Origin of the sequence: Enterococcus sp. AZ170 (assembly GCF_050545135.1) — a bacterium.
Classification (GTDB): Bacteria; Bacillota; Bacilli; order Lactobacillales; family Enterococcaceae; genus Enterococcus_L; species Enterococcus_L ureilyticus.
On the sequence record NZ_CP172947.1, the window covers coordinates 3,076,894 to 3,092,506 of the forward strand.

The following is a 15,613-nucleotide window of genomic DNA, read 5'->3' on the forward strand; positions in this document are numbered from 1 at the left end:
ATCTGTCCTGTATGAAAATGTCACAGGACTTCTTAATCCTTTTTAGATTGGTTTTATCATCCAAAAAACTTAAACTTTTTTTGTATTAGTTTTCCTGTTAACCAAAAGGATCCAGAAATAATATTTCCTTCCCTAATCTCTTCAGTAACAAGTTCAGGATCAGCGACTACATCAAATTCCCCACCTAACGTTTTGACTTTTGCATAGTAAAAATAAGCATCAGAATAAGGGTTTCTAAGCTTTTCAGCAGCCAAAACCCGACCTCCAAACAGCCCCATAGAGCTCGGTCCGCCTTCTCCATCTCCGCCAAATAAACCTGATGGAATAAAAAATTCACTAGCAAATTTGGCCTCTGTTTCTTGTCCATTATTATATTCTTCTTCATTAGCGTAAACACTCAACTCATGCGCAAAAGCTGCTAACTGTACTTCTCGTATCACAGGGTATTTTATTTTCTGAGCTGCAATATTCGGCATATCAAAAACAAATGGGTATGCAAACGTCCCATCTTCGCCTGGCTCCGCTTCACTATGAACTCTTCCATCTAATACCGTATCTGTAGGATCTTCAACTTTTTCAAGTAAACGAATGGTTGAAACAGCAGTTCCTTCATAATGTGGATTTAACCCAATCATCTCACCTTGTGTATTTAACTGACCCCAAAGTTCGATTCCGTTTCCCATTTTTAGTAGAAGATAGGTTCCACCAGGTGCCTTGACTTTCTTCCCTGATTCAAACACTAGATTTGCATATTTCATGAAATCGGCTTCAGATGAAACAGGTATACCAACTGTTGAAAAATGATTAACCATTTTATTTTCTCACTCCTTTTATTCCAATCACTATTTATTCTATCATAGGCATGAGAATGGAGGGAAGGTGCTTTTGAGCTCTTATCTATTTAAAAAAATGAAATGATCCTAAGTGTTCAATCCTATACCTAAAAAGTGGAATAACAGACAGATTTTTTCTGCCATTATTCCACTTTTTCCTGCATTAAACATGGTCTTTATTTCTGTCGTTTACTTATTTTTATACTTAGATACTGTATTCACAGGTTCTTTGGTTATTTTCCCATCTAGCTTTATTCGAATTGCTTGAATGGCTAATTTTTGACCTGTTGTACCTGCTATAGCGCCATTTTTGACCCATGGCATCCAGCCCTTTTCAGATACATGTACTTGATAGTAAATATCGTAGTACTTGTCTAGCCCATTTTTCAAGTTGATTTTGACTGCTTGTAACGAAAGTCTTTGACCCACAGTCCCACCTGCATTTGTCAACCAGCCTTTTTCAGCGACATGAGCATCAATTTGTATATTTTCTTTTTTCCCATCCATATAGACTTCTAAACACTGGCTTTCGATTCCTAAACCTGTTGTTCCAGCCATTTGGTTCTCTGTGACATACCCTAACCAACCTTCTTCCGCTAGATGCATACGGTAGCTTAGACCTTTAGCAGTAGGTTGTTTGCTTCCTTGGACGATTGGTTTTCGAACTAATTTCATTTTAATCGCTTGAAGGGTTTTCTTTTGCCCTGTTGTACCGGCTGTCGCACCGTTATTTACCCAACTTAACCACCCATTTCCATCTACATAGGCTTGATATTCCAGATTATAATAATTTGCGGCTTCGCCTGTTAAACGTGCTTGAATTGCTTCAACTGCTTTTGATTGGCCTGTTGTTCCAGCTACTTGTCCACTTTTTACCCATGACATCCAACCCTTTTCAGAAACATGTGCTCGATATTCGACTGAACCATTAATTTGGCCATTTTTAAAGGTAATTTTGACTGCTTCAACAGGTAATTTAAAACCAGTCGATCCAGATAATGCACCATCTTTTACATTGTTCATCCAGCCAACTTTACTCACATGTGTTTCATAATTGATACCTTTAGAAATAGGTTGTGCCGGATTTTTTGATGGTAATTTAGGTGCTGTTGATGGATTTTTAAAGTTATTACTTGGTGCGTGGAGAATACATTTGACTGTTCTGTTGCTTGAAAGTCCTGTATAGTTGCTTCCATTGTAAGCATATGTCATTCTGCCACTAGCCGAAGCATTTTGCTCTACTGCATAAATGATTCCTTTATCCACATCTGTATAATCGACAACAGAAACGTGTCCATATGGATTTGAGCTATTTCCTGTTTCAATTATTAAATCTCCAGGTACTGGAATATATCTAGATCCTGGATTATATCGGGCTAAACCTGGAGAACCTTCTGGAATATATTGCGCACCACCATTTCCTGCTGCATAGACTCTTGGCCATCCCATTTTAGGATATAACCTTTGTTGCGGTAATTCGACACATTGATAATACGTACCATAATTACCACCATTTGAATACACATGAACTCCTTGTCCTTGTAACCATTGACTTCCTGAAATTAAAATCGATCCCTCTACTGCCATTTTTGTTTCCTCTTCTCTTTTTATGTTTTATTCTCAATTATTCATTTAGAAGCTTCTGAACTAATAACTAATTGATTAATTAAAGTATAGTGAATAACTAGATCTTCAAACTTTTAGATTCCTTTCGAAATACTCCCAGTTTAAATTCTGTTTTGTAGTCATCTTCCAGCTAGATTTTCCATTGGTTAGGTAGTCGTATAGTCTACTGAAAATCAATCCATAAAAAAGAGACCAATCACCGATTTGAATGATTGATCTTCGCATATATACTGGTGAAAATAAAATTGATGAAGCCCCCTATAATCAAGACGGATTGCCCGTTATTTCAAGATTTTACAAACTTCTTCTTCAATATTTACTGACAATAAATCAACAAACCTCACTTGGACTTTTGCACCTAATTCTGCGTTTGCTTTTTTTATGCTTCTGAATTCTTGTTCATTATAGTTTTCTGAATAGGGATAAAGGAGAATAACTTTATCTACATCTTCCTTATTGTGCTTATACCTAGTGAAATAAACATACATTTGATATAAATCGGCTTGTGTTGGCCCAGTATGGTCAAGAAGTTTCCACTTAGTATCTACAATAATCGTTTGCTTGCTAGTAACATCTCTCAACACCAAGTCAGGTCGAAGTTGGTATCCACGACTTGTTTCTTCTGTACCATCGAATAACCAATAAGTTTTGTCTTGTGCAGAAATCTCATATTCAGGTAAACTCTTTATAGCGATACTTGAAATATACGCCTCGAAAATTTTATCCATCGGGAAAAGCAGTGCAAATGCTAATGATGATCCTTTGAACGAAGTAAATGATTGCCCTCTCAAGAAAATTTTGCACCACTCAATTGCTTGCCTATAGTAAACATAGTCTCTTCCCAGTTGAACCTTATGAAACGTTTGATTTGGGTCACGGATTTCATCAACATTATCAAAATAGAGCAATTGCTCTTTGATCAATCTAAGATTCTGATGATCTTTACTTCTTTTTAGAAGAAATATAAGAGTCGTTTTTAACAATTGATTTTCTGGAATATTTGCTTGGTATTCATCAAATTCATTGTAAAATTTAGAATTATTAAAACTATTTTTCCTAATATGACTTCCTGTTAATAGTTTACCTTTAAGAAAACGTTCATTACTTTGAATTGAAACATAGTTTGCCTTAATTCCTTGCTTAAAAATACGGCTAGATTGGGTTAAAAACATTGAAATGAATACTTCAAAAATTGTATTCCTTCGCATATCAAGATTTGTCATTTCATAGTACTTTCCATTAATATTCCTGGCAGTTTTTAACATTTGAAAAAATAAATTTCTAATAACCTTTTTATCTTCTAATGAAGCAGACTTTCCATAGATTTTGGGAAGAATTTCAATTGTTAAACCTGAGTCAGTTTGCAAGACACCTACATAATTATTTACTTGAACACCATTTCTGATGGGCTTCAAAAAATCATAATAATGTGCTTTTTCACCACTAACTTTTGTATTCTGCTCGTCAATATACTCTCTTAACTCTTGAATATCTTTTGGTTGTATCATCACACCATCATATGTTTGACCAGCATATATTCTACCAAATTCTGAAACTGTGATTGTTCTAGCATCAATAGCTGACATATTTATTCACCACCAACAACTACTGATTGAATAAATTGAACAAATTCTTCATCGCTAACATTGGTCTTCAAAACAAATCGATCTGTATCGTAGTCACTAATTAAGTTAGCAAATTTTGAATCAAAAAGATTGATTGACTGCTTGGATTCTCGCTTGATATAAATGCCGTTTATATCATTTAATACCGCTTGGATTTTTTCATAATCTTCATAGAAGTATTCTTGCAATAGTGGAATTATCTTATTTTCATAAACTGACTGTAATTCTTTAATAGTTGAAATATTCAAGAAAAAGGCATGACCTAAAGTATGTTCACGATCATAAAAAAATTCAATTCGATCATTCATTACTTGGAGTATATCTGCAATTTCAATACCGTCAATTTCTCCAACTTCATCCCTTATAATATCTGCATCGGGCATCCGTTCTATAAATTCAAAGCGTCTACGAAGTGCTGTGTCCATCAATGCAATGGATCGATCTGCTGTATTCATAGTACCTAGTATAAATACATTTTGAGGGACGCCAAAGATATCACCCGAATAAGGAAGGGTGATCGATAGTCCTTCCTCTTTTCCTAAACGTTTACATGGTTCAATTAAAGTAATCAGCTCCCCAAAAATTTTGCTGATATTTCCACGATTAATTTCGTCAATGACAAATAAAAAATTTTTGTTTGGATATTCTTTCGCACGATTACAAAATTCTTTAAATACACCATCTTTAACACTGTAGTGGATCTGACCGTCCTCTGTCTCTGCATAAATACCTTCAATAAAATCTTCATAACCATAAGACTGATGAAATGTCACAAGTGAAAAGTAAAAGTCAGCTTCAGCTAGTCGTTCTGTATTCACAACATCCTCAACTTCATCTGCTTCAATTTTACCATCTTCAGTAAGTATCCATTTTTTTTCAGATAAACCATCTACGCGTTCAAATAAATCCGTGCCCTTTCGATAAATAGTCCCTGTTGATTTTTCAGTTGCATTCTCAATTATTGTTGTACTTAATGTTCCATAGGGTGTTTTGCTGCTTTTCGTTTTTGCATATTGTTTTACAACTTCACTTTGTTCAATTTGTTTAATCGTCATTGGATTATTATTATTTCGCTTGAACGCTAAATAAATAGCTTCTTTCCAAGATAATGTCGCATAATTTAGAAGTGTTCTTGAGGTACTATGTTGACCGTTAATCAGATTTTCTTTTACTTCATTAATACTATACGTTTTACCTGTACCTGGCGGACCGTATAAAATACGATTCCAACCTGAAATATTGTATGATTCTCCTATATTATTTTCCAAACCATTTTCACACTCCTTTAAATACTGCTCGTAATTCTTAGCCCAAGATGTCCTCTTAAAGTTAGAATATTCCCAGCTTCTCCATCTTTTATCTGTTTCTCTATCCAACAAGTTGAAAGAAGTAATTTCCCTATTTACTTCACTAGAATGATCTGAAAATATTTTATTTAATATTTCTTTGGCCTCTTGAAACTCTTTAAGGTTATTAAACGAAAATAGATTTTCTGGTAGCTCCCATACCGCATTTCTTTCATTTTCAGTTAAGCCTTGGATATTTAATGCAATATTTTTAATAGGAATGAATTTTATTTTTTCATACTTAGACCCTTCATCACAATAGCCAGATAGCCAATTAGCTTTAGGATAAACTGAAGTCCATTTCCCTCCACTTTTTTTACTTCCCCACTTCAAAAATGCCGCTTTTCGATTGGCCAGTTCCTCTTTCGAAAGCGAAAGTTTTTTTATCTTGAACCCCAGCTTTTCAAGAAAAGAATTCGTTCGTACTCCCCCTTTAAACCAAGAGGTATCAACTGTAGTATTCGGCTCAATCGAAATCCCCTCCGACAACTGCTTTCCAATAGAGATTACAAATTTTACTGGATACTGTTTTCCGTTATACTCTAATACATAATCTTTCGCTGTCTTTTCATTTGGATACCCATAATTATCAATAAATTGAATAGCTTCAATGATATTTTGTTTGTTAATTGACTCTGGAATTGACACAGTCTGCTTCATCCTCTCCATATTAGGTTATATATCCCTTATTTTATCACAGGATAGGTTTCTAGAATAATTTGTAATGTATGAAATAAATAAAAAACTCTAAGCTATTCAATAAACATCATAAGAATGTATCTTCTTACCAAAAATAGACCAACCACTAACTACAATGGTTGGTTTTTCAGAAATCTACTATATATTTACTCTCTTCTTTTTCTGTAGAATCGTCAGGAAATTCATACATTGACTAGCACATCATTTATCTATTTTGGCCTCGATTGTTTTGATTAAGTAGCCATTTTCGTCATGTACAACAGTCTTGCCATTGGGCTTTACAATCATAATCAGCCCTTTGGATAAAAATATCTGTTCGTCTTCTTTTGATTGATAAAATAACTGTCCATCCTTATCATAGTAATACTTTATAGGCTTTTTCCCTGGCAAACTCTTTGATACTTGATAGCTATTTTGCATTTGCTCTATCTCGATTTCTGAGCCTTTGCTTGCTTCTATAAGGATCTTCCCTTTTTGATTCACTAACCCTTGATCGTAATTCTTTGTACTAAAAATAGATAATCCGGAATCTGTAAATTTACCAAAATGATGAATTTCTTTGGTTTGGCTCTCAGTTTTGGAAAAAATTTCTTTTCCAGAACTATTTATAACGGTAGGGAAACTATCTGCCCCAACTTCTCGAATCGAAAACAGGCCATTACCTAGATAAATTGGTGAGGCTTTATAGTCACTTGAAAATTTTTTGACTACTTCGAATTTTTCATTCATCAGAGCATATTGTTCTTCTCTAACATTCCCTAATCTAACTAAAATAGTATTCTCTTTTAAAAAGCCATCAACGATCCTAGCCTCTTCTTTTAGTTGATCTGCAACTACTGTCACCACTTCTCCAGCCTCATTGATGACAAGGTCATCACCATATGACTTAGCTAAAGCAAGACCTTTTTCAGAAAAGGGGGAGATGTATTTAAACAACACGGGTTCTTCATCCTCATAGACTACTTTACCTTCTTGATTAATCAAGCCATACTTCTCTTCTTTTGTTTTATAAATAGCCGTTGCACGTTGTGCATATGGAAAGATCTCTGTTATTTCAAGCTTCTTAGCTTCTTCTGGAGAAAAAATCAACCCCTTCTTTTCGTGGACGATTCCGTAACTTCCCTCCATCCGAATAACAGCTAGCTCACCCTCTTCTCCCTCTTTTTCTAGATAACTCAGGTCTTCAGTTTCTTTCAATAACAGATTCCCCTCGTTATTCATTAGCCCAGATGTACCATCTTTAAAGCGAACATGAGCAAAGCTTGCATTGCTAAAACTAAAATCTCTTATACCATCTGGCATATCTTTGGCTTCTTTCACTACTGTGCCATCATTCAAAATAAGTCCATACTTTTTCAAATTGGGATCTTCATAACGACCATATTTACTATTTTTAAACGTCCAATTTGGGATTCTAAGTTCTGGATTTTCAGGAAAAATTTGATAACTATCTGTATTGAAATAAAACACTTCGTGCATAGTTGTAGTATATTGCAACAATGTACTATTAGAAAAGGCCTCAATTTCTTTTACTCGCTCTTTTTCTCCATCCATTAAAATGGTTCCCGTAGTATCCATCAAGCCCATAAAATTATTGGACATGTAAATAATTGGACGCTCTGCTATGGCTTTTTCCGCTTTTTTTATCAATTTTTCTTTATTAGCAGCTCGCTCTGCCTCTTCCTTGTTCGCGCAACCACTAACAAAAAGACTTAAAAGTAACATCATACCTAAACCCCAACGCTTTTTCTTCATTTCAATCCCCCAATAATAATCAACTAGATAGAACTCTTTTATTCTAGCAAATAGTTTAATGAGATTACAAGGGGGCTTTTCTGTGGCTCCTTTGTATGGCATTCAAATAGAAATAACGAATGTGATAACAAGAGCTAATGCTACTTAAAACAGATAAACCCTCTTTGACCTTATCTCTGCAAGCGCAAACTACCTACAAGCCCTTCTTTTGCTTCAGCTTTACTGGCTTGTCACTTGATTCCATTTGTTAAAAACGATTACACAAGTTTTCTATTAAATCATAGATTTGGCCAGTTTTTTTCACTATGAAATCAGGCTCACTAGCTTCATCTGTTATAAAGTGATCACGTTGATTGTACCAAATCGTTTTCCAGCCGGCACTTTTTGCTCCAAGCATATCATTTTTATAAGAATCGCCAATGTAAAATGTCTGTTGTCGTTCCAACTTCATCTGATTTTCTACATAATGAAAAATTTGTTTGTCCGGCTTTGCCATCTTCAATTCACCCGAAATAAATAGATGCTCTGGTTTTATCCAATGAGTGATGTTTAAATTTTTTATCTTGTTTCGTTGATGCTTGGAAGGTCCATTTGTAATAATACCCGTGGTTACGTTATTTGTTTTACAGTACTGCAATGTTTTCTCCATATCTGGAAGTAAAGTGATTTCCTTTTGAAATCTTGCATAGTCCTTTTGAAAAGCTAAAGCTTGCTGTGGTTTGATTGTAATATCAAACACATTAAAAGCCTTAGTGAGACGGTAGATATGCATTTCATCCATAGAAATAGTTCCTTGTTGCGACTGTTCAAAAACTTCATCACTAAATTTACGACTATAGCGATATAATCCTTCTATAGAAATTTCGTTATTTGTCGAAAAGTTTTCATAATATGCCCTCTTGAAAGGCTCTAGCTGATCGTATAATGTATCATCAACATCGAAAATAAAATTATACAAAGTTTTCCTCCTAACGTTTTTACGTTCCATCTCTCATACGAAAAATGGTTTGACTTTAACTGGATTGAATACAGCTTCAAACCAACATGTAAATTTTGTTTATCTATAGTATACAACGAACTTTCAGCATTAGGCAGACTATGAGAAGATCTCTAAAATTGCGAAAGAGAGGGGAAAGTAAAACAAGAACCGTTTTACTTTCCCCTCTCTTTACTGATTGTTTTTTTACCCTAATTGCTTGATCCGACTTGTTACACCTTTTAGATTGTAGCATTCTGCATAGTCTCTGATTGGGCGCTTAATATGGTCGATAACATACCGTTGTCCATGAATATTATGTTTTTCAAGATTTGCGTAAAGTGTCGCTATTTCATTTTTTACTTCCTCATCATTGAAGGTATAATGTCCAGCGATATCAAGAATTTCCTCCGATAATGCCGCATCTTGCATGATTTCATCGACTGTCAATTCTTTTTGTGCGCCAACCATCCATTTTCTCCAGCGTTCACTTTTAATGGCATGTACAAGTAAAACCTCTCTTGTTTTCGACGGTTTTGTTATAAGACCATTCTCTACTAATTTCGCTTCTACTGCAGCAAGATTCAAATAAGCACGGGTTTCTTCTGTTCCATATTGTGGTGCAACATTCGTTGCTGTAATTTCTGAAGGAATATGCTCTAGCAAGGTTACATCATCTAAATAGTCCCCATTGTGCTCCTTCAAACCAACGCCATACCCTTTTGCCATTTGTGCTAAATCATAAGCATTTTTGAAATTGAATGTACCAACCTGCTCTGTTTTACGTGTTAGTGTTCCAGTTTGTCCAACTATAAAGGTTGGCATTGGTAATCCACGTTTTTCTAGTTCTTCTTTTAATTGTAGAATGAAGGTTTCGTATGTTTCTGTAGAGGTTAACCCTCCATTGGTCTCCTCTGTTCCAACTTCATAACCAATTGCTGGTAAGTTTCGTGCTTTTCGTTCATTTTCACAAAATTCAATTAATTCAACCGTTCGATTTAAGACGGTTTCTAAAGGAATCACTTTGCCAACTTCAAAAGGGTCTTTGGTAGGGTCAATCATCAATAGATCAAATCCTGCTTCAATATCAGCAACATAAGATTTTCTTCCTAGCTCCATCGCCTTTTCTGTAGGTAAATGGTCATTTCTTTCCTGATCACGCTGCCAAGGACCACCATGATCTCGGCACATATAATATAAGTTGTCATAATCAATTTCTTCTGCTACTTCTTTCACTGCTTTTGCAAAGGTAAACTGATTCCAGCCATTTACATAGCCCCCGCCAAGTTCATCTGCATCTACTTGATTTCGACTCGCGATAAACATCACTGGATAGTCATCTTCTTTGGATAGTTCTAGCGTTGCCTGAACACAATTTTTTGACATCGGTCCAATTCCTAACAGCGTTGCACTTTCACCTGTTTTTTGTAACTCTAGTAAACCTTCTACTACTTTTTTGATTGGTAATTTTTCCATTATGCTCACTATCTCCTATTCGTTTTTTCTAGTTCGAACTATTTTTCTGTTTTTATCTTGTCTTCTTCATCTAAATTCGGTTTTGTAAAATGTAGAATTACCACAGATATCAAGGTACCGATCAGCATTGATAAAACGTACCAAAGTTTTCCGTTAACAACTGGTAAAATAATCAATCCGCCATGAGGCACCAGCGCCTCGACACCATTTGCCATCCCCAATGCACCACCAACGGCGCTACCAATAATAATCGCTGGTAATACTCGTTTTATATCCTTTACGGCAAAAGGAATCGCCCCTTCTGTAATCCCAATCAGTCCCATAAAAAACGCAGAAATCCCAAGGTCTTTATCTTCTGCAGTATATTTTTTACGGTCAATAAAGGTAGAAATCGCCATTGCTAGCGGAGGAATCGCTACCGCAATTCTATGTGCGCCATTTGGTCCATAAATCCCTTCTGACATTAAGGCTAAAGTAAAAGCTGTCGCTGTTTTGTTGATTGGGCCGCCCATATCTATTGCTGTCATGGCACCGATGATCAACCCTAGAACAATGGCACTGCCCCCTTGCATTTCTCCTAAGACTTTGACTAACCAATCCATTCCTGCACCAATTGGTACTGCAATGATGTAGATATAAATCATTCCTAAGACAAATGTCGTTAAAACTGGCACAATTAAAATCGGCATAATTGTTCGAATTGTTGTCGGAACTTTCCATGTTTTACACCAGCGGACAAAATAACCAACTGCTACCCCCATGATCATAGCACCCAAGAAACCGGTCTTTACTTGACCTTCTCCGATAGGATTATTAGCAACAAATCCTAAAATCATTGCAGGTGCTAAGGCTGGTTTGCCAGCCAGCGAATTGGCAATATAGCCCGAAAGTAGTGGAATCATCATAGCGAAACCCGCAGCACCCAAATCATTTAGATTTTGCATGAAGGGATTAGTGATCTCCATTCCTGAGTCTGTCGCTTTTCCTGTAGCCAAAGCGACTGCTAAAAAAATCCCTCCAACGACAACTGCAGGCAACATGAACGATACTCCCGTATTAAAGGCTTTTTGCAAATCTTTAAAAAACTTGTTCTCCTTTTTCATTTTGAGTCCTCTCCTCTATTTTTGATTTATTCAGTTGTTTCAACTATTTTTTCAGCGTTGTCTAACACCTCAACAGGATGCTTGATTGCATCTGACGGATCGATTTGCAGTACCTTTCCTTCATCTGTTTTTTCATCGAAGCGCTCTTCGCCCTCAATTCCTATTGCAACTGCTAAAATCACAACATCTGCCTTGTCTACTGTTTCTTGTTCTAATTCATTTTCAATCCCCATACTACCTTGTGTCTCCACTTGTACATCGTATCCTCTTTTTTTACACTCTTTTTCAATTGCTTCTTGGGCCATATATGTGTGGGCTACTCCTGTTGGACATGCCGTTACTGCTACGATTTTCATTTTGCTTCCTCCTATTCATTTTCAGCTTACTACATTGATCGAACGTAGTAGCTTAAAGACCTTCTCTTGATTTTTTTCTTCGATTAATTGATTTCTGAACTCTTCATCTAATAGCTTTTTACTAAGTTGTGAGATAAATTTCAAATGAATATTATTCTCATTTTCAGCTGGTATACCGATTAAAAAGACAAGTTTTACCTGCTCCTCATGCCCTTTTGTCCAAATAAATTCCTCTTCTGTTTGTAAGAAACCAATAAAAGGTGTTTTCACTACCTCACTTTTCCCATGAGGAATAGCAATTTGATACCCAATTGCAGTAGGTACTTCTGCCTCACGATTCAATACTGCATTCAGAAAAAGAGTTTCATCTGAAATCAATCCCACTTCACCAGCTTTTTGAACTAATGCGTGTAATACTTCATCCTTCATTTGAAACTTTGTCTGTAATAAAATCATGTCTTTCTTAATTACATCACTTGCACGATCATTCAAGAGTCTCACATCCTATCTTTCGTCTTAACGCTTCTTTTGTTGGGGATTCTGTAAACTGATTCAGTCTTTCTTTACTTTCTACTATTTGGTAGATATCAGATAATATTCCTTTAATTTTTTGGGTGTCCTTTTCAGCGATACACACAATCATCACGGTTTTTACAGAAGATTCATTCCATTTGATGTACTTGTTATTTTTTACAATAGCAACAACTGTTCTCTTAACATATTTGGGATTTCCATGAGGAATAGCTGCTCCAGTCACTAGGTCTGTTCCCCCCAGTCGTTCCCGCCTCATCATACTCTCAATGAATTTGTCTGTTACGACCTTGGCCTTTTGAAGTCGGTTCCCAATCTCATTGAGTAATTCACTTTTTGACTTGAAATTCTCATTCCAAAAGATAAATTCTTCTGATACATACGGACTAAGATTACTTAATTTATTCTGCGTCTCGTCAGCAAATTCCTTTGAGAACATAAATTGTTCATTATAAGCGGCAGAAATATTTTTTATATCTTGATCACTTAACAGCGGTGAAACAACAATTACCTTTTTATTCACTAGATTTAGCTGGACTGTAGAGATGACGAAATCGATTTGCTCTAAATCGATTGCAGCAACCTCTTTAATTGACGCTACTTCTAACATATCAAAAGACGGCAGAACATTTTTGATTCGATTCAAGAGTAGCTCTGAGGTTGCAATACCAGTTGGGCAGACGATCAAAATTTTTTTACTTAATTTCGCCCGCTCCATTGCTGATTGAAAATAAATCGTTAAAAATCCTATTTCATCTTCATTAAAAATCACTTCAAGCGCCTCTTCATATTCACTTAAAATAACCCAGATTAAGTTAAATACGATAGTAAACTCATTCTTTATTTGATCAATAAAAGGATTAGTGGTTTGAACCCCTTCTCGTAATCGATAAATCATCGGCGGGATGTGTAGCATTAATTGGTCCTTTAATTTTTGATCTTCTGTGAAATCCATTTTGAGCGAATTGCTCACTTTTTCAATAATATTGGAAACAACCTTATGATATTTTTTTTTCGTCGGCAAAGGTTCAAAACGATTTGAAATTAGATACGTTGATAAGTATTCAATATCATTGCGAGTAAATTGAAGGTTTAAGCGCAAGGATATTGTATTCAGCATCTCTTGCGCACTTTTTTCAAAAAAGACACGCTCCTTTTTATTCTCTACCTCACCCAGTCCTTCAACATGATGGTTATTCCTGACCCGGTAGACCAAAATAATCATCATATTCAATACGTTTGATACATAATGTTCTGCTATTACGGTTACATCTTTTTTGATATATCCGTAAAGAACTCTTGTACACACCCGAACGATATCTTCCCCGTAATACTGACTAAGCAATGCTTCTTTTTTTTCGTCATCTGGTTCAAATATGTTGTTTTTTTCCTCAGTTAGGTACTGATTAAACGCTAGATATGCCTTTTGTAACTCCTTTTCTTGCCCTGATATCCTAGTTCCTTGAGAATCGCTAATAATTTTTACTGTGTTTCCTAACGTTAATATTTTTTTTATAAACTTAAGGTCATTATTGATAGATGTCCTGCTGATCAAAAACATCTCCGATAATAATTCAAAGGTCACTGTTCGATTTTCAAATAAAAGTAATTGAATAATTTTTTCCCGTCTACCATTCGTAGAGTATATATTTTGTTCTGGTAGTTCATTCGTTTTCGGTGGACTTCCAATGCTTCTTTTTACCCGAATCCCTATACCAGGTTTTCTCTCCACCTGATAACCTTCTTGTAAAAGGTATTTCTCTACACTCTTTAAATCAGAATGAACTGTTCTTTCAGAAATGTTTAACTTTTTTGCATAGTGCTTAACTGTTTGAAAGCCATTCTGTTTTATAAGTATTGAGGCTAAAAGTGACTGTCTTTGCGTCAATTTCATATTCCCCCTCCATTCTTGTGCTATGTCATTTCTGAAACTCAACTGCAAGCGCTATCATTCTTTACACTTTCGATTATATCGGTACCGCTTCCTTTTTTACATCACAAATCCTTTCAAGAACTTGTTGCAATTTCTTGTACTGTTTCGTTCTAAACGATGCTGCTCTATAGAAAATATAAGCGATCGATTTGTTGGTATGATTATGTTGCCTGCCTAATTTGTATTTATTTTTCCCATATGTGCAATCACCTCCGACTATCCGTAATCACATCATAAATTAGATTTAGAAAAAGTACATGTTTCAGTTATGTTCAGCACTAAATAGTAAATAAAAAAAGGCAAAATGCCTTGTATAAGTAGCTCGCTTTAAATAAGCTTCCTTTACAGTTCATCTTGCACTCTCCAATCAATCTTACGTAAAAAAGACCAGTCACCGATTAGAATGTCTGGTCTTTGAAAGAGAATTTATAGTGGTTTCTTTTTTACAACATCGGTTATTATTCACTATCCTTAGCTACGCTTGCAAATACAAATCCTTCGCTAAAGCGAGACACCCGATTACACCTGCGTTGTCCTCTAATTGAGGAGTAACAATATAGGTCGACAAATCAGGGTATTTCACATAATCATTGATCAACTTGGCGAATTGTTCTTGGACTTTTTTTCTTAATTGTTCTTGCTTCATCACACCGCCACCAAAGATAATGACCTGAGGCGAAAAGAGCAAAGTGGTATTGTAAGCGCATTGCGCAATATAGTATGCCTCAATATCCCATGATGGGTCTTCTGGCGGTAGATCTTGTCCTTTGGTTCCAGTTCGTTTTTCGATAGCGGGACCTGCAGCTAATCCTTCCAAGCAGTCTGTATGATACGGACAATTACCGATAAATGTATCATCAGGATGACGTCGAACCATGGCGTGTCCCATTTCCGGATGACTAAATCCTTCAACAAATTGACCGTCTACTAAAGCACCGCCACCAACGCCAGTTCCGATAGTATAATAGACTACGCTTGATAATCCTTTACCGCATCCCGAAATATATTCGCCATAGCAAGCAGCATTTACATCCGTTGTCCAAGCAACAGAAATATTATTCAACTGTTCTTTTAAATGTCCAACAAAATCAAAATTTTCCCAGGCAAGTTTAGGTGTAGAGGTGATATAGCCATAGGTTTCGGACTCCCGTTTAACATCGATTGGGCCAAATGATCCGACTCCAATAGTTGAAAGTGTTTCAAATTTTTTGAAAAAATCAATCACAGAGCGCATGGTTTTTTCAGGTGTTTCTGTAGGAAACGATACACGCTCAATTATTTCTAAGTTTTCATTTCCTACTGCACAAACAAATTTCGTGCCTCCAGCTTCGATCGCACCGTATAACATATTGTT

At 35.8% G+C, this 15,613-nt stretch carries 12 protein-coding genes; all 12 read right to left on the reverse strand.

The genetic code is table 11. The features are described 5' to 3' along the window. Positions 1-56 precede the first annotated feature (56 nt). Positions 57-812 carry a hypothetical protein gene (locus IGJ55_RS14755; RefSeq protein ID WP_430606728.1) on the reverse strand — a complete coding sequence of 252 codons (756 nt, stop codon included), beginning with the start codon at positions 810-812 and terminating at the stop codon, positions 57-59. A gap of 210 nt (positions 813-1,022) precedes the next feature. Next, the gene (locus IGJ55_RS14760; RefSeq protein WP_430606729.1) at positions 1,023-2,420 is read right to left on the reverse strand and encodes a CHAP domain-containing protein; all 1,398 of its coding nucleotides are present in this window, start codon (positions 2,418-2,420) and stop codon (positions 1,023-1,025) included. Between the two features lie 320 nt (positions 2,421-2,740). Further along, entirely contained in the window at positions 2,741-4,045 is a 1,305-nt protein-coding gene (locus IGJ55_RS14765; RefSeq protein ID WP_430606730.1) for an McrC family protein, read from the reverse strand. 2 nt (positions 4,046-4,047) lie between these two features. Next, complete coding sequence (locus IGJ55_RS14770; protein ID WP_100630411.1) at positions 4,048-6,090, reverse strand: McrB family protein; 2,043 nt, start codon at positions 6,088-6,090, stop codon at positions 4,048-4,050. A 240-nt stretch (positions 6,091-6,330) separates the two neighbouring features. Then, positions 6,331-7,884: a hypothetical protein gene (locus IGJ55_RS14775; protein WP_430606731.1), complete on the reverse strand. Its 1,554-nt coding sequence runs from the start codon at positions 7,882-7,884 to the stop codon at positions 6,331-6,333. Positions 7,885-8,131: 247 nt separating this feature from the next. After that, complete coding sequence (locus IGJ55_RS14780) at positions 8,132-8,842, reverse strand: HAD family hydrolase (RefSeq protein ID WP_069641451.1); 711 nt, start codon at positions 8,840-8,842, stop codon at positions 8,132-8,134. Between the two features lie 225 nt (positions 8,843-9,067). Continuing rightward, the gene (locus tag IGJ55_RS14785) at positions 9,068-10,336 is read right to left on the reverse strand and encodes a class II D-tagatose-bisphosphate aldolase non-catalytic subunit (RefSeq protein ID WP_429948560.1); all 1,269 of its coding nucleotides are present in this window, start codon (positions 10,334-10,336) and stop codon (positions 9,068-9,070) included. Positions 10,337-10,374: 38 nt separating this feature from the next. After that, positions 10,375-11,439: a PTS fructose transporter subunit IIC gene (locus IGJ55_RS14790; protein ID WP_207120960.1), complete on the reverse strand. Its 1,065-nt coding sequence runs from the start codon at positions 11,437-11,439 to the stop codon at positions 10,375-10,377. Positions 11,440-11,465: 26 nt separating this feature from the next. Beyond that, a complete protein-coding gene (locus IGJ55_RS14795) occupies positions 11,466-11,795 on the reverse strand; it encodes a PTS fructose transporter subunit IIB (protein WP_069641448.1) in 330 nt (109 codons plus the stop codon). A gap of 21 nt (positions 11,796-11,816) precedes the next feature. Then, positions 11,817-12,296: a fructose PTS transporter subunit IIA gene (locus IGJ55_RS14800; RefSeq protein ID WP_430606732.1), complete on the reverse strand. Its 480-nt coding sequence runs from the start codon at positions 12,294-12,296 to the stop codon at positions 11,817-11,819. After that, positions 12,280-14,220, reverse strand: a complete 1,941-nt coding sequence (locus IGJ55_RS14805; protein WP_430606733.1) for a BglG family transcription antiterminator — start codon at positions 14,218-14,220, stop codon at positions 12,280-12,282. The genes IGJ55_RS14800 and IGJ55_RS14805 overlap by 17 nt, the downstream gene beginning before the upstream one ends. A gap of 514 nt (positions 14,221-14,734) precedes the next feature. Further along, positions 14,735-15,607: an ROK family protein gene (locus IGJ55_RS14810; protein WP_430606734.1), complete on the reverse strand. Its 873-nt coding sequence runs from the start codon at positions 15,605-15,607 to the stop codon at positions 14,735-14,737. Between the last annotated feature and the right edge of the window lie 6 nt (positions 15,608-15,613).